Annotated in this window: 22 protein-coding genes; 10 read left to right on the top strand and 12 right to left on the bottom strand. The window is 65.7% G+C overall.

Annotated features, from left to right (window positions below; translation table 11 throughout):
* Positions 1–5: 5 nt before the first annotated feature.
* From AC3WLT_RS07765 to sctU, 11 genes are all read right to left on the bottom strand, one after another.
* Positions 6–461: a CesT family type III secretion system chaperone gene (locus AC3WLT_RS07765; RefSeq protein ID WP_492591310.1), complete on the bottom strand. Its 456-nt coding sequence runs from the start codon at positions 459–461 to the stop codon at positions 6–8.
* A 139-nt stretch (positions 462–600) separates the two neighbouring features.
* The gene (locus tag AC3WLT_RS07760) at positions 601–753 is read right to left on the bottom strand and encodes a hypothetical protein (protein WP_492591309.1); all 153 of its coding nucleotides are present in this window, start codon (positions 751–753) and stop codon (positions 601–603) included.
* A gap of 151 nt (positions 754–904) precedes the next feature.
* Entirely contained in the window at positions 905–1,138 is a 234-nt protein-coding gene (locus AC3WLT_RS07755) for a hypothetical protein (RefSeq protein ID WP_492591308.1), read from the bottom strand.
* 11 nt (positions 1,139–1,149) lie between these two features.
* Positions 1,150–2,163 (bottom strand): HrpD5 family protein, encoded by a 1,014-nt coding sequence (gene hrpD5, locus AC3WLT_RS07750; RefSeq protein ID WP_492591307.1) that lies wholly within the window; start codon positions 2,161–2,163, stop codon positions 1,150–1,152.
* 45 nt (positions 2,164–2,208) lie between these two features.
* The gene (locus AC3WLT_RS07745; RefSeq protein ID WP_492591306.1) at positions 2,209–3,186 is read right to left on the bottom strand and encodes a hypothetical protein; all 978 of its coding nucleotides are present in this window, start codon (positions 3,184–3,186) and stop codon (positions 2,209–2,211) included.
* Entirely contained in the window at positions 3,183–3,443 is a 261-nt protein-coding gene (gene sctS / locus AC3WLT_RS07740; protein WP_135894696.1) for a type III secretion system export apparatus subunit SctS, read from the bottom strand. Before sctS ends, AC3WLT_RS07745 begins: the two co-directional genes overlap by 4 nt.
* Before the next feature lie 4 nt (positions 3,444–3,447).
* Complete coding sequence (gene sctR, locus AC3WLT_RS07735; protein WP_492591305.1) at positions 3,448–4,095, bottom strand: type III secretion system export apparatus subunit SctR; 648 nt, start codon at positions 4,093–4,095, stop codon at positions 3,448–3,450.
* Entirely contained in the window at positions 4,079–5,206 is a 1,128-nt protein-coding gene (sctQ, locus tag AC3WLT_RS07730; protein WP_492591304.1) for a type III secretion system cytoplasmic ring protein SctQ, read from the bottom strand. The genes sctR and sctQ overlap by 17 nt, the downstream gene beginning before the upstream one ends.
* Before the next feature lie 13 nt (positions 5,207–5,219).
* Positions 5,220–6,047, bottom strand: coding sequence for a type III secretion system protein SctP (sctP, locus tag AC3WLT_RS07725; RefSeq protein ID WP_492591303.1), 828 nt, complete (start codon positions 6,045–6,047; stop codon positions 5,220–5,222).
* Between the two features lie 25 nt (positions 6,048–6,072).
* A complete protein-coding gene (locus AC3WLT_RS07720) occupies positions 6,073–7,998 on the bottom strand; it encodes an FHIPEP family type III secretion protein (protein ID WP_492591302.1) in 1,926 nt (641 codons plus the stop codon).
* Positions 7,999–8,014: 16 nt separating this feature from the next.
* Positions 8,015–9,355, bottom strand: coding sequence for a type III secretion system export apparatus subunit SctU (gene sctU / locus AC3WLT_RS07715; RefSeq protein ID WP_492591301.1), 1,341 nt, complete (start codon positions 9,353–9,355; stop codon positions 8,015–8,017).
* Positions 9,356–9,391: 36 nt separating this feature from the next.
* Between sctU and AC3WLT_RS07710 the strand changes: the two genes are divergently transcribed.
* The 10 genes from AC3WLT_RS07710 (at position 9,392) to sctC (ending at position 18,985) form a co-directional block, all read left to right on the top strand.
* Positions 9,392–9,859 (top strand): HrpB1 family type III secretion system apparatus protein, encoded by a 468-nt coding sequence (locus AC3WLT_RS07710; protein WP_492591300.1) that lies wholly within the window; start codon positions 9,392–9,394, stop codon positions 9,857–9,859.
* Positions 9,860–9,874: 15 nt separating this feature from the next.
* Entirely contained in the window at positions 9,875–10,306 is a 432-nt protein-coding gene (locus AC3WLT_RS07705; RefSeq protein ID WP_492591299.1) for a hypothetical protein, read from the top strand.
* Positions 10,307–10,334: 28 nt separating this feature from the next.
* On the top strand, positions 10,335–11,105 hold the full coding sequence (gene sctJ, locus AC3WLT_RS07700) for a type III secretion system inner membrane ring lipoprotein SctJ (RefSeq protein WP_492591298.1): 771 nt from the start codon (positions 10,335–10,337) through the stop codon (positions 11,103–11,105).
* Positions 11,102–11,806 carry a type III secretion protein HrpB4 gene (locus AC3WLT_RS07695; RefSeq protein WP_492591297.1) on the top strand — a complete coding sequence of 235 codons (705 nt, stop codon included), beginning with the start codon at positions 11,102–11,104 and terminating at the stop codon, positions 11,804–11,806. Before sctJ ends, AC3WLT_RS07695 begins: the two co-directional genes overlap by 4 nt.
* Entirely contained in the window at positions 11,791–12,642 is an 852-nt protein-coding gene (sctL, locus tag AC3WLT_RS07690; RefSeq protein WP_492591296.1) for a type III secretion system stator protein SctL, read from the top strand. Before AC3WLT_RS07695 ends, sctL begins: the two co-directional genes overlap by 16 nt.
* A complete protein-coding gene (sctN, locus tag AC3WLT_RS07685) occupies positions 12,639–13,961 on the top strand; it encodes a type III secretion system ATPase SctN (protein WP_492591295.1) in 1,323 nt (440 codons plus the stop codon). Before sctL ends, sctN begins: the two co-directional genes overlap by 4 nt.
* Positions 13,958–14,449 (top strand): hypothetical protein, encoded by a 492-nt coding sequence (locus tag AC3WLT_RS07680; RefSeq protein WP_492591294.1) that lies wholly within the window; start codon positions 13,958–13,960, stop codon positions 14,447–14,449. The genes sctN and AC3WLT_RS07680 overlap by 4 nt, the downstream gene beginning before the upstream one ends.
* 3 nt (positions 14,450–14,452) lie before the next feature.
* Entirely contained in the window at positions 14,453–15,283 is an 831-nt protein-coding gene (gene sctT, locus AC3WLT_RS07675) for a type III secretion system export apparatus subunit SctT (protein ID WP_492591293.1), read from the top strand.
* A gap of 162 nt (positions 15,284–15,445) precedes the next feature.
* A complete protein-coding gene (locus AC3WLT_RS07670) occupies positions 15,446–16,894 on the top strand; it encodes a helix-turn-helix transcriptional regulator (protein WP_492591292.1) in 1,449 nt (482 codons plus the stop codon).
* Between the two features lie 9 nt (positions 16,895–16,903).
* Positions 16,904–18,985 carry a type III secretion system outer membrane ring subunit SctC gene (gene sctC, locus AC3WLT_RS07665; RefSeq protein ID WP_492591291.1) on the top strand — a complete coding sequence of 694 codons (2,082 nt, stop codon included), beginning with the start codon at positions 16,904–16,906 and terminating at the stop codon, positions 18,983–18,985.
* A gap of 157 nt (positions 18,986–19,142) precedes the next feature.
* Here the strand turns inward: sctC and AC3WLT_RS07660 are convergent, their stop codons facing one another.
* Positions 19,143–20,210 carry a hypothetical protein gene (locus AC3WLT_RS07660; RefSeq protein WP_492591290.1) on the bottom strand — a complete coding sequence of 356 codons (1,068 nt, stop codon included), beginning with the start codon at positions 20,208–20,210 and terminating at the stop codon, positions 19,143–19,145.
* Positions 20,211–20,279: the final 69 nt, after the last annotated feature.

Here is a 20,279-nt window from a genome sequence, read left to right as displayed (position 1 = left end):
TGGGTTCAGGCGCGGATCCACACATAGTCGCCGCGGGCGAGGTTCTCGAACAGATCGTCGCGTGCAACGAAGATGTTGTCGCGCCAGTAGCGGCCGTGCTCGACATAGTGCTCGATCAACTCCAGCATCCATTGGCCCGTGATCTCGTCGCTCAATGCCACGCGCGCGATCAGCACGATTCCTCCGGTGTCCGTCTCCAGGCCGAGTTGCGCCTGGTCCTGCGCGTAGACGGCGAGGTTCGCTTCCAGCAGCAGCCGGAACACACGCAATGTGCGCCCTGCAGTGACGATGCCGAACTGGAACGTGACGTACAGCGCGTCCTGATCTTCCTCGAAGTGATCGATCGCGGCGTCGAAGCCGTCGATCTCCAGCACGCCGCGTTCGAGAACGGCGTCCGGCGCGGGCAGGTCGCGGAGCGCGCAGATTTCACGGATCAGTTCATCACGTCGTTCGATGCTCATTGCTATGACCGGATCGTTTCACGAGCGTCTGTGTGCAACACGGGTGGTCCACGCTGGCGTTAAAAAAAGAAACCGGTTGGAAACCGCGAACGGCTTCCAACCGGCGCACCATGCGCGGCCGGATGGCGCGCCGGAGCGCTTAGCCGACGATGTCCTTCGCGGCCTTCAGGCCCATCGTCGCAAGCTTCGCGAGCGTGTTGGCCTTGTTGATTTCGTTTTCTTCAGCCATCGCCTGATAGATGTCGGTGATCGAGCTACCAGTTGCGGCTGCACCAGAGACGGGACTCGGCATGTTAAATCTCCTCAAAAAATAGAACAGTGGTACTGCGTTGAAGTGTTCCGCGTCATGCGGAACGCTGGAAAATGTGTGGCCCTTTGCGGGGTTGCACACGGTTCGCCTGCATCGCTGCGCACCTGCTGCGTGCGCAGCGATGCAGGCGGTACTACACGATTGCGCTGCGGCACATCTGCGCCGCGGCGCGAAATCCGTCGACAACGACACGTCCTGCCTGAGCTTCCGTGCTTGCGGTATCCGTTGAATGCGAGGCCACGGTGTTGGCTACCGTGTCGAGTGCGTCCGCCAGTTCCAGCACTTCGCCGTGACGATGGCGCTGCGTCACCGCTTGCGGCAGGTCGGCAAGCACGTCGATCAGTTTGTCGGTCATCGCTTCGTACATGTTCGTCATCCTTAATGAAGGGTAGTGTTGCCGGGCATTTCGGCGACGAAGTTTTTCGTGCCGTCGCTCGATTCCACGTATTTCACGCTGTCGGCCGACAACGCCGAGTCCACGTCGCCTGCCACGCCGAGATCGTCGGTGCGCGCCACGTCGACGTCGATGCCCGCGACGAGCGGCCCAATGTCGCTGCGAAAACGCTCGACCACTTCCTGCACCGTGCCGGGCCTGCGCGCCGTGCCGCTGACCTCGAGACGCCGCGCGCCGACGTAATGCACATGCACGTTCGGCTCGTGCAGCGATTCCGCGAGCGCATCCGCGATCTCGTCGCCGGGCTTCACGTTCCAGGTGAGACGATTGCCGGCGAGCGCCTGAAGCGCGACGCGCGCGGCGCGCGCGTCCGCCGCATTCGGGGCGATGCCCGTCACGACGAAGCCGTCACCCTGCTGCGCCGCCGCGAGATCCGGCTGACGGAGCTGCGCGAGCGCCTGCTGCACGTCGGCGAGCGTGGCTCTCGCTTGCGGCCGGTCCGCTGCCTGCAAGGTCTTCCCTGCCGGCAGAACGACTGCCGCGGCGCCCATCGAGCCGACCAGCAGCGCAGCGATGCCCACGTGGGCCCAAGGCGCGCGATGCCGGCGCTTCATCACGAGAGGCGAGGGCGTGCCGGCGGGAAATACGCCGTCGCTCTCTTCGCCCTCGTACTTGCGGCCTTCGTGATGCGGCGCCAGCATCCGCTCCATCAGTTGCAGGTCGGACGGCCAGGGCACGTCGAGCGGACCGGCGCACAGCACCACGTCGCCAAAGCGTTGCGGCACGAAGTCTTCCATGATGACGGCGGCCGACGGATCGCCGGGCATGCCGATCATCAGGTTGTCCTCAGCATCGATTGCTAGCTGCATGGTGCCTTCGCTCCAGTCGTTGATCAGGATGTCCGCGTCGGCTTGTGCTCCGATCGACATCTTTGTTGTACTCAACTCTATCTGAGCGCCGGCATGGAAGCCGGTGAGTACGCGAATTTCTTTGGACATGAACGAAACCTCTTATCTGTGAGATTGACGGGATGGCGCCCGCCGTCACCATCCGCGTCCGCGGCGGATCAGGGCAGCAAGCGCGGACATGCCCATCGCACGGCCCGCGCGCGTGCGGCTGCGTCCGAGGTTGAGCAGCGCGATGGGCAACAGCAGATTCATCGATTCCTCCGCGGGCGAGAGCGGGCGCCGCGACACTGCGCGTGCATCCGTCGTGCGCGTGTCGCGGGCGGTTAGCGTGGCCGCGGCCACGAGGCGGTCGCGCACGTCGGCGAGCGTCGGGCGAGACGTCCGTGTATCGTCCGGCATACCAAGGAATTCGCGGACGATCGCGAGTACCTGATAGGTCGAGCTGCCGTGCCCGGGTTCGTCGATCGCATGGTCCTGCGAGTTCGTGCGAGATGCCGCCGTTAGTGACGATGCGGCTCGCAGCGTGGGCGCTGTCGGGTTCGCTGCGGGGTTCGCAGCGATTCCGGCGGCGGGCCGCGCTCGTGACGCATGTGTGCGGACAAGCGCCGCTTCGGCTCGCGCTGTCGGCGAAAACGTCGGCCCGTCGGCGCCACGGGTTGCGGCTGCGCGCCAGTGCCTCGACAGCACTGATTCGTCGCGCGCGTCACGTTTCGCGAAACGCATCGGCAGCTCGCGCGCGGGCAGGTTCCGATGATCGCCATGAGCGGAACGGTTGCCGCTCGTTCCCGCGCCGGCGGAATGATCGTCCTGGTCGAAGCCCTGCTGGCTGCCGCGCGAATCGCGCGCATCGACCTTGAACACACCCGTCTGATCTCGCCGCAGATGCTGGTCGAGCATCATCAGCAATTCTTCGCTTTCTGCGGCGGGGTCGTTCGCATCCGGACTCTCCGCGCTTCGGCGTTTCCTCAGTGACGACCGCTTCTGACGCGTGAGCGCATGATGGCGATGGTGCTGCGGTGCGGCCTGCGCGGCCTGCTGCTGCGCAGCGTCGGCCTCGGCCTCGGACGTGAGATCGGGTGGCGTGTAGCCGCCGCCGATGCGTTGAATGCTCATGGGAACATCACCTGCACGAGCGTGCGTGCGAAGTTCTGGATCGCGGCTGCGCCCCAGGGCGCGGCGATCACGATGACGACCGTCACGACGACGAGCTTCACGCTCTGCGAGATGCTGGAGTCCTGCAGCGACGTGACGGCCTGCAGGAACGCAATCAGCAGACCGGTCACCGCGGCCACTGCCACGGGCGGCAAGGACACCATCAGACACAGCGTGAGCGCTTGCGTGGTGAGATGAGTTATCGCGTCGTATTCCACGGCGTCACCTGTATGTGGAGATGAGTCCGTGGATCAGCGTCGACCATCCGTCCATTGAAACGAACAGCAGCAGCTTGAATGGAATCGCGACGTTGGTCGGATTGACCTGCGATAGCCCGAGCGCCATCAGCACGTTGGCGATCACAAGGTCGATCACGATGAAGGCGAGGTACAGCAGGAAGCCCATCTTGAACGCGGCGGTCAGCTCGCTCAGCGTGAAGGCGGGCGCGAGCACGATGAGGTCGTCGGGCTTGAGTTCGGCGGCGCGCTCTGGCGGCCAGATTTCGCGGGCCGAGCGCAGGAAAAAGGCTTTCTCGCGCTCCGACGCATGACGCTTCAGGAACACGCGAAACGGCTCGCGCGCGGCGTCGAGGAGCGGCATCACCTGCATGCCCGAGCCCGCCTCGCTGGAAAGCTGCGCGCGGTGCATCGCTTCCATGCCGACGGGCGCCATGATGAAGCACGACACCATGATCGCCACGCCGTTGAGCACGGAGGTCGGCGGCACCTGTTGCAGGCCGAGCGCGTTGCGCAACAGGCCGAGCACGACCACGATCTTCGTGTACGACGTGACGACCATCGCGGCGAACGGCAGGACGGCTAGCGCGAGCGCGGCGACGAGCAGGGACGCGATTTCAGGTGTGCCGTTCATCGGAGTTCGCAATGTGCTGGATCTGAAGGCCGAGATTGTCCCCGACCGCGACGAGTTCGCCGAGCGCGAGCGTCTGCCCGTGCGCGACGAGGCGGATCTCGGCGTCGGCAAGCGCGAGCGGCAAGGTCAGGATGTAACCCGGCTGCAACGCGGCGATTTGCGCGAGAGTGAGATTGACGGTCACCACCTCGATGTGCACGGGCAGCTCGACATCGCTCAGATCGACGGGGCGACCGGCGGCCGAGGCATCGCCGGAAGACTCCTCAGAAGAGGGTTCGGACAAACTCGCGAGGGAAAGGTCGGGGTCGTGGCTCATCGTCTCTGGAATCGTTTCAAGAATGATGTTGTGTCCGTCGATGCGCGCCCGCGCGCCCGCGGCGCGGCCTGACGGCGTGCCCCATAGCAGGGTCGCGTGATCGAGCGGTGCGCCGTGCGCGTAGCGGCTCGCGCGCGGCCAGCCGAGCAGCACATCGCCCACGTGCAGAGATGCCAGCAACGCCGTGCTGCAACGGCGACTGCGCAGCCGGATGCGCGTGGGCACGGCGAGGCCGGCGAGCGCTTCGGGCAGGGCGGTGCCGGGTGCCCGTTTGGGCGCACGTGGGGACGTCAGTTGGCGCTCGAGTGCAACAGCGAGCGTGGCGGGCGCTTCGAGCAACGTGGCCGTGTGAGCGACGCCCGCATGCTCATACTCGATAGGTAGTACGCCGGCGCCGCGCCCGCTGCCGTGCGGTTCGACATCGAATGAAATGTCGTGCACCGAGGGCTGGGCAACGCCGTGCGCGGACAGCATCCCGAGCGGCCCGGCGAGCCACAGGTTGGCGAGCGCGACGCGGCGCTCCGTATCCGGTTCGAGTGCGATCGCTTGCAGCGCGGCGTGGCGGCTCACGTCGACGTGCACGCATAGCTCGCCTTGTGCGCTGCCGATGTGCAGACGCGCGGCGTGAGCGGCACCCGCGGCGCGGCGCGTCTGCATGCCCGCGGCAGGCGCCGCCGCCAGGCGGACGGCAGACCGGCTGCGCGCATCGAACAGCGCGCGCGACACGCCGGCGAGCGCCGGCGTGTAGTGACGCAGCCGGTCGGCGATGCGAGTGCAGCCTTGGGGCAATGACATGATTCGGAATCCTTCAGAGAATCGTGACTTCCACTGCGATCTGACCGCCAAGACGCGTTTCGAGGCGGGTTTTCAGTTCGTTGCTGTTGTCACAGATTAGCTGCCGGCCGCGCGGGTCACGGCTATCGAAACGAAGCGTTAGAGCCGAGCCCGAAAGGCTCAGATGCAGCGCCGTGCGCGGCAGAATGGAAGGGTCCATTTCGACGGCGATCTCCCACTGGCCCGTACGCTTAACCGCTGGACTCGTGCAAAAACCAGCGACATGTTCCGCGAGATGCTGGGCGAGAAGATCGCCTTCGGCGGCTTGCGCGCAGCGGCGGATCATCTGGATGCCCAACAGCTCGTCTGGACTCGCGTCGTGTGCGTCGTGCGGGTCTTCCGGTTTTTTGGGGGGCCCGGATGCGCTCGCGGTTTCGCGTGCAATGCCGCTCCCATCCGCCGCCGATGCGCGGCGATTCTTGCGCAGCGCTACGAGCGCGCCAGAGAGCGGATGCAACGGCGGCAGCGGCGGCACCGCGGGGAGCGGCAGCGGCTGCGTGTCGCTCGCAGTGGTGGCGTCCGGAAATGCAGTGTCGGTGTGAGCGTCTTTAAAACCGTCGTCGCGCGCTTGCGCGCCCCGATCGCCCCCGTTGTCGTCCGGTGAATCCTGATCAGACGTTTGCTCGCCCGCGCCGCTACCGGCTCGCTGACGTGCGGCGTCGTAGAGTGCGCCGAAACGTTGGGCGTCGAGTTCGGCATCGGCGGAAGTGACGGACGTATCCGCCGCATGCTGCGCTGTGCCTGTGCGTGGCAGCACGGGCGGCGTGATGCGTATCTCGCGCGTGGATCGAATGCGTGTCATCGTGTGCTATTCCATCCGGGCGCCGTCAGAACGCGACGCGGCCGACTGGCTGCAGATCGACGTCTTCGCCCAGCTCCTGGAACGAATACACCGGCAGCCACTTCAGCCTTTGCTCGATCATGCGCCGGAAGTAACGGCGGATGTCCATCGACGTGACGACCGCGAGACGCTCCGGCGGCTGCGTACCGGCCAGCTCTTCGACGGCTTCCAGCAACTGCTCGACTTGCTGCGGTTCCAGCGTGAGGAAGTTGCCGGCCGGCGTCTGCTTGATCGACTGGCGGATGGTCTGTTCGACCTCGACGTCGAGCACGATCGCGGGCAACTGCCCGGTGCCGCCCGTCGCCCAATGCGCGATGTAGCGGCCGAGATCGCCTCGCACGTATTCGGTGAGCAGCAGCAGATCTTTTTCCTTGGCGCCCCAGTTCACGAGGCTCTCGAAGATCGCGCGCAGATTGCGGATCGGCACATGTTCCTCGAGCAGCCGCTTGAGCACTTCCGCGATACGCAGCACTGGCACGACTTTCTGCACTTCGGCGACAAGCCCGGGATACTCCGCTCCAACGCGCTCGAGTATCCATTGCGCTTCCTGCAGACCGAGAAAGAGATGCGCGTGCTGGCGCACGACCTCGCCGACCGCACCGGCGAGCTCCTGTTCGCGGCCGGCCTTCGTGGCCGTTAGTTCGACGGGCGGTTGCGGCACGTCGTGCAGCAGAACCTGATATGAAGCGTTCGGCACTGAGCCGGCGGTCCACACGGCGGTGCGCGGGAACGGCAGCCCAAGTTCATTGACGAGTGCTCTGCGCGCCGAGTCGAACGCGCGATTCAATGCGTCGGTGTCGAGTTGCGCCGCCAGTTGCGGCGCGAGACACACCGAAAGCGGGGCGGCGAAGGCGGGCGGATGCGCGGCGATTGTCGGCGGCTGTCCTTTGTAGCCGTCGGTGCGCAGCGACGACAGTTCGGGACCGGCGTTAGGCTCCTTGCTCTTCATCTGCTTGCGCAGCACGTGGCCGCTCGCGAACAGCGCGGCGGCCAGCAGCACGAAGAGCGCCGACGGAAAGCCGGGCACCAGCGCGAAGCCGCCCAGCAGCGCAGCGGCGCTATAGAGCGCGCGTGAACTGGTCGAGAGCTGGCGCACGATCTCGGTGCCGAGCGAACTCGGCTTGCTATGTTCGTCTGCGACTCGCGTGATCAGGATGCCTGCCGCGACCGAAATCAGCAGCGACGGAATCTGCGAGACCATCGCGTCGCCGATCGACAGCACGGAAAAGCGGTTCGCGGCTTCGCCCGCCGTCATGCCGTGATAGCTCACGCCGATCACGATGCCTGCGAGAATGTTCACGAGCGTGATCACCAGTCCGGCAATCGCGTCGCCTTTGACGAACTTCATCGCGCCATCCATGCCTCCATGCAACTGGCTTTCGATTGCCAGCATGCCGCGGCGGCGCTGCGCATCTTCGGCCGTCATGTTGCCGGCGCGCACGTCCGCGTCGATGCTCATCTGCTTGCCGGGCATCGCGTCGAGCGTGAAACGCGCGCCGACTTCGGCGACCCGTTCCGAACCCTTCGCGATCACGATGAACTGCACCGTGGCGATGATCAGGAACACCACGAGTCCGACCACGAGGTTGCCGCCCACCACCAGTTCGCCGAAGCTCTCGATGATGTGGCCCGCCTCCGCGTGCAGCAGGATCGACTTGGTGGACGCGATGTTCAGCGACAGACGGAACAGCGTCGTGAAGAGCAGCAGCGACGGAAACGAATACAGCGAGGTCGCGTTCGGTATGTACATCGTGACCATCAGCAGCACCACGCTGATCGTGATGTTCAGGCCGAGCAGCGCGTCGATCAGAAACGGCGGCAGCGGCAGGATCATCAGCGAGATCACGGCCACGATCAGCGATGCGATTGCGACCTCGCCGCCGAATTCGTTGAGGCGGACTGTCTTGAACATGTGCTTCTCCGTGATATCAGTTGACGGCCTCGGCTCCGCCGCGCCGCCCGCCGATGTTTTCGACCCATGCGAGCACCGCGGCGACGGCATCGAACAGCGGTTGTGGAATCGAGTCGTCCAGCGCGACGCGATAGAGCGCCCGCGCGAGCGGGGGATTGCCGATGATTGGAATGCCGCGCCGCGCGGCCTCTTCGCGGATCAGGCGCGCGTCCGCGTCGACGCCCTTCGCGATCACGCGCGGCAGGCCGCATTCCGAGGGCACATAACGCAGCGCGACAGCGTAGTGAGTCGGGTTCACGACGACCACGTTCGCGTTTTTCACCGATCGCTTCGGATCGGACGACGCGAACTCGCGCGCGATCTTGCGGCGCTCATTCTTGATGTGGGGATCGCCTTCGGAGTTCTTGTGCTCGCGCTTGACCTCATCCTTGCTCATCCGGTGATCGCGAATGAAAAGCCAGTGCTGCACGCCATAGTCGGCGGCGCCGATCACCAAATAGAGCGCGCCCGCGATGCCGAACAGCTTGCACAGCGTGCCCCACGCGATGCCGTCGATGCTCTCGAGCGGCTCGTACACGACGCCGATCATCAGGGGCATCAGCAGCACGATCGTCTTCCACAGCACCGCGGAAATCACGATCGCCTTGATCACGGTCTTCGCAAGATCGATCAGCGAGCGCAGCGAGAAGATGCGCTTGAGCCCCGACGCGGGATTGATCGCATCGAACTTCAGTTCGAGCGGCTTTGTCGAGATCTGCAGGCCGACTTGCGCCGCGAGCGCGGCGATGCCCGTGATCGACGCGCCGAGCGCGATCGGCAGCACCAGCGTCAACGCGCACGTGCCGGCCTCGACGACGAGGTCGTGCAGCTGCACGCCGGGAGATTCCATCCGCGCGACGTCGAGGCCGCGGTGCATCAGCAGGCGCAACTGCTCGGCCATGCGCGGTCCCGCAACGGTAAAGCCGATCGACGCCACCAGCAGGATCGCGGCGAACGGCAGGTCCGTGCTTTTCACGGTCTCACCGTCGCGGCGCGCATCGCGCAGCTTCTTGTCGGTTGGCTCTTCGGTCTTCTCGTCGGACATCGTGAAGTCTTCGTGAAGGGATTGCGGCCGATTGTCGGCGGCATGGGTTGCGGCGATTCGCGTGCGCGGCGAATTGTTGGGTCCGGCGCCGAAGCCGTCCACTAGCCCGAGGCAGCTCACAGGCAGCTCATACGCCAACGAGGCGCCGCCGAACCCTGACTTTCGTTCGACGCGCTCACGCTTCGCCGCAACGCGCTGCCGCGCCGGGTCGTGCGCGTTACGGTTCACCCCAGCGTCGGCCACCGCGCAGCCGTCCGCCACATCGGCAGACACGCAGGCACAGGCGTTTGATCTCAAGAGGAGTGCCCCATGTCCCTGACGAAATGCAGTAACCGGCTCGTGTCCGCATTGATCGAGGCGCTGATGTTCGGTGCGAAGCACGGCAATATTGAACAGTCGGAGCGGCTGCTGTCCGCGCTCCACGTATTGCGTCCCGACTTCGTCGAGCTGCATGCGTACGACGCATGGCTGATGATCCGCCGACGCGACTTCGCGGAAGCCGTGCGCCTGCTGCGCACGCTCGAGCAGCGCACGTTGCGCGGCTCGTTCGGTCCTTACGTTGCTGCACTGCTCGCGGTCTCGCTGTGCGGACTCGAAGACCCGGCGTGGCGCGTCTACGCGAACGAAGTGGCAACCCGCAATGAAGACCCGGATTCCGTCGAACTCGTGATGACGCTGATGGGCAAGCAGAAGGCCGCGCCCGCGGCGGCGGCCGAGGCGCAGATCGATCGCGGCGCGTTGCAGCAGCTGATGCAGCGTCGCCATCTGCGCGCATAGCCTGGGAGGATCGCGATGAACCCCATGATTCCACCGTTGCCGCCGCTCGAGGCCACGTCCGCCGTCACGCGTGACGAGACCATGAGCCGGCCCGGAGCAGGCGGCGCAACCGGCGCGGGCGCGCTGCCTGAACCCGGCTCGGAACTCGTCGATCTGTTTCGCAGCAAGCTCGATGCAGCGCGTCTTGCGCCGCCGAGCGGCTCGCACTCGCATGGTCCTTCGGCGTTGACGGAAGTCGTCAATCAGGAAGACCACGCGGTCGCGAGCTTGCGTGGCGACGTCGACCGCTTTGCCGGCGAGGCCCCGCTGATGTCGCCTCAGGAGGCCGCGGCCCAGTCCATCAAGGTGCAAATGCAAGTGTCGGAGATGGTCGGCAAGCTGTATGTCGGCGAGGCGGTCGCGCAGGGCACCAAGGGCTCCGTGCAGACGTTGATGAAGAACCAGTAGCCGAGCACGAACGACAGGACGGACCAAGATGGCTTCCTACCTCAAGCTGGCGCGCACGGCCGTGCTGCTGTGTTTCGTCGCGGTGCTGATGACCGGTTGCAGCAAGCAGCTCTTTGCGCAACTGTCCGAGAGCGACGCGAACGACATACTGGCGGTGCTGCTCGATGCGCGCGTCGACGCAAGCAAGCAAAGCGACGACGGCGGCAAGACCTGGAGCGTGGCAGTGGAGGGCGACCAGTTCGCCCGCGCGATGGACGTGCTGCGCGCACACGGCTTGCCGCATCAGCGCTTCCAGAATCTGGGCGACATGTTCAAGAAGGACGGGCTGATTTCCACGCCGACCGAGGAGCGCGTGCGCTTCATCTATGGCGTATCGCAGCAACTGTCCGAAGTGCTGTCTCGAATCGACGGAGTGGCGTATGCAAACGTACAGATCGTGCTGCCGAACAACGATCCGCTCGCCGCGACAGTCAAGCCGTCGTCGGCCGCCGTGTTCATCAAGTATTTGCCGGGCACGGACGTATCGACGCTCACGCCGAACCTGAAGAACCTCGTCGTGCATGCGGTCGAGGGCCTGACCTACGACAACGTCAGCGTGACGATGGTGCCGGGCACGGCGGCGCCCGAGCCGCCGGTGCCCGTCGCGCCGCGCGTGCCGCCGGAATGGCTGTGGGCAGGCGGGATCGTTGCAGCGGGACTGCTCGCCGCCGTGCTCGCATGGCTCGTGCGCCGTTTCGGCGCGGGCTCGAAGGGCATCGGCATGCGCTTTCGCAGACGGGCTGACGGAGCCGCTACATGAGCATGGCTCGCGCGGAAGCATTCGAGGCTGATGAGCACGCGCAGGCCCAGGCGCAAGCGGAAGAAAGCACGCTCGCCGGTGCCCGGATACCCGCCGCGTCGCGCCTGCTTCAATGGCTCACCGCCTATGAAGCGCGCATTGCCGAAGCCGCGCCGCGCTCCAGCGAGCAGCAGTGCAGGCTTTGGGGCGTGCCGTTCACGAGCGATGCGAGCAACGCGTGGTACGTCGCGCGCGACGTCTGGCTCGGGCCGGCCGTGCCCGTCAGTGCGTTCGCGCCGCGTGCGAACCGGCTTGCGCTGCTCGACCGCGCGTGCTTGCGCCGGGTGCTCGCGGCGCGGGCGATCTATCCGTCGCGTGGGTTGTTGCGCCGGATCGTTTCCGGAGCCAGGCGGCGCACGTTGTGCGACGCATTGGGCGAACACGCTTTGGCCGTGCTCACGCAACTGGGCGTGAATGTGCCGTCCGTGAGCGCCGCGCTTCCGGCAGATCTCGCCGTCGATGCGCTCGCGCGCGCCGGACGCACGCTGTTCGAACGCGACGGCGCGTGGACGCTCGCGCCCGCGCGGACGTTGATCGCCCTCGCGCTCGACGACGATGCCGGCGACGACGACGCATCCGCATTGCCCGATCCTGACGAGTCAGCGGATTTTCTGCTCGCGTGCGGCACGCTGTTTCCGGAGTTGACATGGTTATTTGGCTAAGAGCGCCGCAGGGCGGCATCGGCATCGCTCGCGATGTGTTGCGCGCGCCGGAACTGGCGCAACTGATCGAACTCGATCGCGCCTCCGACCACTTCGAGCGTCGCGCGGATGAATTGCTCGCGACCGCGCGGCGCGAAGCCGACGCGATACGCCAGGCGGCGGCCGAAGAGGGCGAGCGCGTGCTGCAAGCGGCGCAGACGAAATACGACAACGCCGCGCGGCTCGGTTATGAGGCGGGGCGGCACCGTGCGTTGCGCGAAGCACACGAGGCGATGCTGCGCGGCGCGGCTACCGAGCGCGATCTGCTGAGGGCATTGCGCGAGCGCATCGCGGACATCGTGATGCGTACTGTCACGCGAGTGCTCGGGGATGCGGATCGCGACGCGCTGTTCGCGCAGATTGCCGCGGGTCTTTCGCGCAGCCTCGAAGGCACATCGTTCCTGACCGTGCGCGTTGCCGCGTGCGATGTCGAGGACGCGACGCGCGCGTTTCGACGCGCCTGCGAGGTGCACCGCTGGCCGGTCAATCCGGAGGTCGTGAGCGATGCCGCGGCGCAGGCCGGCAGCTGCGTGTGCGAGTGGGATCATGGGCTGATCGAAGCCGGCTTGCCTTCGCAACTGCGCGCAATCGCCTGCGCGATCCGGCGCGTCGCGTGCACGGACAGCGAGAGCGAGGGGGCCGCCGCAACTGCGCACGATCTTGCGACACCGGCGCTGCCCGGTGCTGGCCGCGATGCACAAGTCGAGTTCCTGGACGACGCGCAGGCAGACTTTCCATACGACGCACAAGCCGATCCGCAAGACGACCGGTCTCGCCCCACCGGAGCGCCGCAATGAACGAGGTCACCGCTTTCATCGATGCGCTGAGCGAGGAGCTTCTGATCGCCGACGGCACGGCGCGGCATGGGAAAGTCGTCGAGGCTGTCGGGACTTTGCTGAAGGTCGGCGGACTCGACGCGACGCTGGGCGAGCAGTGCGAACTGCGCGATGCGCGCGGCATGCTGCTGCAACGCGCGGAAGTGGTCGGCTTCACGCGCCAGTTCGCGCTACTTGCGCCGTTTGGCAACGTGGCCGGGCTGTCGCGCGCCACACGCGTTACCGGGCTTGGGCGTCCGCTGTCAGTGCCGGTCGGCGAGGCGCTGCTAGGGCGCGTGCTCGACGGGCTCGGGGAGCCGATCGACGGCGCAGGCCCCGTTCAATGCGACGCGCCGCGGCCCGTGATGGCCGCCGCCCCCGACCCGCTGACGCGGCGCATGGTCGACACGCCGCTGCACACCGGCGTGCGCGTGATCGACGGGCTCATGACGGTGGGCGAAGGCCAGCGCGTCGGCATCTTCGCGCCCGCGGGCGTCGGCAAGAGTACCTTGCTCGGCATGCTCGCGCGCGGCGCGGAGTGCGACGTCAACGTGATCGTGCTGATCGGTGAGCGCGGCCGCGAGGTGCGCGAGTTCATCGAACTGATACTCGGCGAAGACGGCATGGCGCGCAGTGTGGTGGTGTGCGCGACATCCGACCGTTCGTCGATCGAGCGCGCGAAAGCGGCCTATGTGGGTACCGCGATCGCCGAGTACTTCCGCGATTGCGGCCTGCGGGTGCTGCTGATGATGGACTCGCTGACGCGTTTCGCGCGCGCGCAGCGGGAGATCGGTTTGTCGGCGGGCGAGCCGCCCACACGGCGCGGCTTTCCGCCCTCGATTTTCGCCGAGCTGCCGCGTCTGCTCGAGCGTGCCGGCATGGGTGAGCAAGGCTCGATCACCGCGTTCTATACGGTGCTTGCCGAAGACGAAGAGGGCAACGATCCGATCAGCGAGGAAGTGCGCGGTATTCTCGACGGACACCTCGTGCTGTCGCGCGCGATCGCGGCGCGCAACCGTTATCCCGCGATCGACGTGCTGCACAGCCTGAGCCGCGTGATGACGCTGGTCGCGCGGCCCGAGCATTGCGATGGCGCGGCGCGCATGCGCAAGCTCATTGCGAAGTACGACGATGTCGAGCTGCTGCTGCAAATGGGCGAATACCAGCAGGGCGCGGACCCGCTCGCCGATGATGCCGTTGCGCAGCACGACACGATTGACTCCTTCCTCGGCCAGCGTACCGACGAGTTCGCGCAGGGCGACGCCACTCACGCGTTCGTTGCCGGATTCGCCGACTCATGACGGCGCCCGCGATCCCCAAGTGGCGCACCATCGTCGCGGCGAAGGCACGGCGATGCGAGCGCATCGAGGCCGATCTGCTGCGTGAGCGGCAAGCTCTCGCCGAGCGTCAGGCAGCGCTCGGCGAAGCCGTGCAGGCGCGCACCGAAGCGCAGACGAAGCAGGCGGTGCACGAGGCCCAAATCGTGTCCTTGCTCGACGGGGCAGCGCGCCTCGCGACGTCTCACTACCTGCTTCACGATTCGTGGCGCGGCCCGCTCAAGGAAGCGCTCGACGAGGCGCGCGCGGCGGAGCGCAAACACCGCACCGCCCTCGAGCGTCAGCAAGCGAAGGTGGTCGAACTGCAGGCCGCGCTGTCGCGGGCCGAAGGCTCACTCGATGAATGCCGCCGCAAGCTCGACACGTTGCTGCGTGCCGCGGCCGTGGCCGCCGAACTCGCCGCCGACGAAGAAGCTGCCGAAAACCTGCTGGCCCGCCGCTATGCGAGGTAGCCGATGACACATGACTTTCACACGTGGGCCGAGGCGCTTCTCGGCTGGTTCGAGGCCTATCACAACCTCATCGTCATGATGTTGCTCACAGGCATTCGCATCATGGTGACGTTCATCCTGCTGCCCGCGACGAGCGACACAGTGTTGCCGGGCACCGCGCGCAACGGCGTCGTCTACGTGCTGACGATGTTCGTCGCCGCGGGCCAGGCGCCGCAGGCGTTCGACTCGCTCAATAGCGCAATGCTGCTGATGCTCGCGTGCAAGGAAGCATTCCTCGGCCTTGCGTTCGGTTATAGCGCGGCACCGGTGTTCTGGATCGCGCAGTCGCTCGGCACCTTGGTCGACGATCTCGCGGGCTTCAACAACGTGCAGATGACTAATCCGCTGCGGGGCGATCAAAGCACGCCGGTGTCGACCTTGCTGCTGCAACTCGTCGTGACGCTGTTCTACGTCGGCGGGGGCATGCTGTTCGTGCTCGCAGCGCTGTTCCAGTCGTTCAAATGGTGGCCGCCGTATGTGCTTTATCCATCGCTCTCCGATACCGCGCTGACGTTTCTGATCCAGCGTACCGATTCGGTATGGACTGCGCTCGCGAAACTCGGCACGCCCGTGATGCTCGTGCTGGTGCTGGTCGACCTCGGTCTGGGCATCGTCGCGCGTGCCGCGGACCGGCTCGAACCCACTTCGCTCAGCCAGCCGCTGCGCGGCGTGATTGGCGTGCTGATGCTGATCGCGCTCGTCGCGGTATTCGCTTCACAGGTCGTCACCGATGTGCAGCTCGGCGATCTGTCTGCTGCAATGACGAAAGGGATGCTGGCGAATCCGGCGCAATGAATGCAGTGAATATTGTTGTGAAGTGTCATGCCGATTGTTGAGTTTTCGGGAGCGTGATCTCTCTAACATGGTTTCCGTGCCCGGCGATCCGCCGGGACCACAGGTCTTGCAGGGCGGATCGCAAGGTTCGCCACATCGGACACATCCTGAGGTGGAACCATCATGTTCTCAACGATCTATTTTGCTTTGCTGTCGGGCCTCGCACAGAAGAACCGTCTGCCGTCGTATGCGACGGCCATGCTCGACGGCGTCTCGGAACGCGCCTACTGTCTCGTCGACGACGTGCTCGAACGGCCGGCGCACAAGCTGATGGAAGCGGACGATGCGCGTCTCGTCGCCGTGGCGGACGCATCGCTTCTGCTCGGCTATGAGCAGGATGCCGAGGAAATGTACCGCCGCGCGCAGAAGATGAGCGTGGGCGACGATAATCGGCTGCGCATCCTGTCGTGCCGCAATGCAGGCTGGCAACTGATGATGCGCGACCGCTACGGGGCAACGGAAAAATGCTTTGCGCGCATCGTGCACGACGCCGCCGCTTCGCCGGCCGACGTCCTCGAAGCGCTGATCGCGTCGGCGCTTGTGCATCATCAGGTGGGACGTCAGCGCGATGCAGACGACGCGCTGCTGCAAGCCGCGGAACTAGCCGACATGCATGAAGAACCGGGCTGGCGTCTGGTGATTGCGCTGCTCGCACACGAGTTCGACGTGCAGTTGCGCATTCGCACGGCGACCACGTTGAGCGACCACGCGTTCTGGAGTTCCGCGCATCTGGCGCGCGCGCAGAGCGCGGGCGACCGCGCGGAGGTCACGCGCAAGCTCACCGAAACCGACACGCTGATGTCGCCGATGCCGGCACTGCTTGCGCAGCGGCGCGAATATCTGGAACGCCTTGCGATGCTCGCGCGTGGCGAGCGCATTGCCGTCGCGCCGCTCGTCGAACTCGTTTGTCATCCAAAGCATTTTCGTGGCGCGGGTCAGGCGTTTCTGGCGAAGATCGACATCGTGCTCGCGAGTCTTGCTGGCGGACTCGACGACGTAGCCGACACCGTGCTCGCCAAGATCAGCCGAGCCGAAGCTGACACGGGAACGCGCCGCTGCAATTTCGACTACCTGTACAGTGTATCGAAGCTCGCGGTGTGGCGAGGCAATCCGACCGAAGCGCTCAAGCTCTACGCGAACTACGCATCTGAAGCGCTACGTTGTCTGCGTTGCGAGACGCAGGGACCCGGCGCGACGCAATCCGCTGCAAGCCGCGCGCTGCCGGCGGACGATATCTCTGCGCGCCTCACGGTGAAGTACCGCCGCGCGTATCGCTACATCGTCGAGAACCTCGATCGCGCCGACCTGAATACGCGCGAGATTGCCTCGCAGATCGACGTCACCGAGCGTGCGCTGCAACTCGCATTCAAGCGTTCGATCGGCATGTCCCCGCACGCGCTGATCCGCAAGCTGCGCCTCGAAAGCATACGCAACGACCTGCTCAACGATGAGCGCATGCAAGGCTCGATCTTCGATACCGCAAGCCGCTGGGGCCTGAAGAGCCGCTCCGCGCTGGCGAAGGGCTATCGCCGGGAGTTCAACGAGTCGCCGTCCGAAACGATCCAACGTTAAAGGATCCCCATGAATGCAATCGTTTGCGGCCGCCGCGGTGCGGCTTTTCGGGTGCGCACGCTGTGCGCGGCCCTCGTGGCAGCCGGCGCGTTCGCCGCATTGCCGGCCCATGCTGAAGCAGTCGCATGGCAGGGCACGCGCTTCGAATACGTCGCGGATCATAAGGATCTCAAGGACGTGCTGCGCGATTTCGGCGCGAGCCAGCATGTGATGACGTGGATCTCGCCGCATGTCGAGGGCACGGTGACGGGTCGCTTCGACGCCGCGCCGCAGCGCTTTCTCGATCAGATGGCTGGATCGTTCGGCGTACTGTGGTATTTCGACGGGTCGGTACTGCGCATCTATGGAGCGAACGAAGCCCGCAGCGCGACGCTCGGGTTGACTTACGCCAGCACCGAGGACTTGCGGCGCGCGCTCGACCGCTTGCAGATCGACGACCCGCGTTTTCCCGTGCGCTACGACGGCGTGTCACGCACGGCGGTGGTGTCGGGTCCGCCGCGCTTCGTCGAGCTCGTGACCGACGTCGCGCATCTGATCGATCACGATTCGATCCCCGGTGCGAAGGTGGTAGTGCAACGCTTTGCGTTGCACTACGCATGGGCGACCGACCGCAGCATCACGGTCAACGGCCGCAACGTCACCGTGCGCGGTGTCGCGTCGCTGTTGCGCACGCTGTACGGCCAGGGCGTGCCGGCCGCCGGCGGTGCCTCGAGCGATGCACCGCCGGCACGGCGCGACGCCTACCGGGTGCCAAGCGTGCGCGAGATGCAGGACGACGGCATGACGACGGGCGTGACGCGCGCATCCGGCGGACGTCCGCCGCCGTTGCCGACGCTGCCGAGCCTGGGCGCCGGTTCGTCATATGGCGCGACGGGCGACAGCACGGCGCCGCCGCCCTCGGGCGGCATCGTGGACGTGAGCACGGAATCGAACGCGGCCCGCGACGGCGGCGCTTCGCCCGCGGCGGAGCGCGCGAGTCAGCACGCCGCGCATGGTGCGCCGACCATCGAAGCGGATTCGCGCAGCAATTCGATCCTCGTGCGCGACCGCGCGGAGAACATGGCCGCGTTCGGCTCGCTGATCGAATCGCTGGACACGCGCCCGGGGATCCTCGAGATCGATGCCAGCATCATCGAGATCACCGACAACGCGTTGCAGGAACTCGGCGTCGACTGGCGGCTGCATTCGGGTCACGTCGATTTCCAGACGGGCAACGGCCAACAGTCGCAGACGAGCAATCCGGGCTCGCTCAATCCGCAGGGCTTCAGCAATCCATTCGACGCAGCGAGCGCGGGCGTCCTCGCCACGCCTGCGGGCGGCGTGCTGACGGCGGTGATCGGCGGAACCGGACGCTATCTGCTCACGCGCATCAGCGCGATGCAGCAGACCGATCAGGCACGCATCACGGCGAGCCCGAAAGTCGAGACGCTCGACAACGTCGAGGCGCTGATGGACAACAAGCAGACGTTCTACGTGCAGGTGGCGGGTTATCAGTCGGCGGATTTGTACAGCGTGTCGGCGGGCGTGTCGCTGCGGGTGCTGCCGTCGATCGTGAGCTCGGCGAGCGGCGAGCAGATCCGCATGGACGTGCATATCGAAGACGGCAAGCTCACGGACCAGCAGGTCGGACAGTTGCCCGTCGTCAGCAACAGCACGATCGACACGCAGGCGCTGATCAACGAGGGCGACAGTCTGCTGATTGCGGGCTATTCGGTGGACCAGGACGACCATACGGAAACGGCCGTGCCCTTGCTGTCGAAGATTCCGCTGATCGGCGGGCTGTTCAAATATCGCAAGCATCAGGGGCAGCGCTTTCAGCGGCTGTTTCTGCTGACGCCGCGCGTGCTGTCGGCGGGCGTGGGTGGCGGGGCGAGTGGTGGCGCTAGTGGTGGCGCCAATGGTGGAATTGGCGGCGGCGGGAACGGCACAGGGACGGTCCCAGACACCGGCACGGGCGATGGCGCGGGCATCGTGCCGCTTCCGCCCGATGCAATGAACGTTTCGCATCAGCCGTCGATGACTCGCGTCGCGCAGTTCGCCGCGTTGCCGGCGCCGCAGCCGACCAGCACGGTCATCGACGGCAAGCCCTGAAACCACGCGGGCATATTTCACATGCCTGCATTCTGCGCGGCCTGTACATCGCGTGCAGGCCGCATGTTCATGAGCCAGACAAAAGTAAAAGCAAGGCAAAGACCAAGACAAAGACAGCAAGGCGAAGAGACGGCTATGCGCCGTCTCTTCTAGTGCTTCAGGCAATACGCCGTTGACTGTCGGCGAGATAGCTGAGAAGCAGCGAATCGAGCACGCCTGGAGGCGGCCCGGCCTGCTGGTTCTTCTCGTTCTTGTCGTTCTTGTCTTTCGAGCCGTCCTTCTCTTTCGTGCCGTTCGCCTTGTCGGTGTCGCCGGCGCTCTTCTCGCCGGTCTTGCCGTCGCCGTGCTTGTGTCTTTCGGGGCCCGCGTTCTTTGTCGTTTCGGTTTCCACCGAACGCGTTTCATGCGACCCTTCGGCGCCGCCGTGACCGCCGCCGCGGCGTGCGCTGCGCGCGGACCCCATCGACGAAAGCATCACCGCGGCGTCGCCCGCGCTCGTCAAAGTGTCGGCGCCGCTGCCGCTCAACACCTTGTCGGTGCATTTCTGCACGCCCTCGCCGACCCCCATCTCCGCGACCGACTTGACGACTTTGCCGATGCTGCCATGCATTGCGCCTACGATGGCGCTGTCGAGCGCCTGGCTGCCGATATGCGCGGCCGCAAGCGTCGAAGCCGCCACGTTCGCGGCGAGCCCTTCAGGCGTGAGATCGGCGGCGACTTCGAGCGCGACCTCGCCGACCTTGGCGAGGTCGTTCATCATCGCGCCGAAGTTGCCGTGCGCGAGATCCTTCAGCGCATTGACCGAGCCCGAGACGACGCCCTCGACCGACGACACGAGGTCCTGGGCGGCGGCGTCGATGCCCTTGTTCACGTCTTTCTTGACGGTCTCGATCCCCTTTTCGACGCTGTTCAACGCCTTGTCGAAACCCTTGCCGAGATGCAGGCCCTGTAAGCCTTCGAGCGTCGCTTCGGTGGCCGACGTCGCTGCATCCGACGCGGTCTTGGCGATGTCATCACCCGTCTTCAGCAAGTCCTGCATGGCAAGTTTCATGTTGCCTTGCATCAGCGCTTCTGTCATGGCGAGCGCGTCCTGCAAGACTTTCTTCAGGTCGTTCTCGAGCGTGTGGGCCACCTGCTCGACGCCGTGCACGACGGCTTTCGCCGCCTTCTCGATGTCGTGACCGAGATGCTGGAACGCATGCTTGATCTTCGAAAATATACTCATGTTGTGCTCCTCAGTGCGCGCGGCCGCCGCGAGCCGCGCCGTTCGGCGCAACTCCGGGCGGACCGTGCA

Source organism: Paraburkholderia sp. FW306-2-2C-D06C (assembly GCF_058781505.1).
Note: the sequence above shows the minus strand (reverse complement) of the source record. Positions and strands in the feature narration are given on the sequence as shown.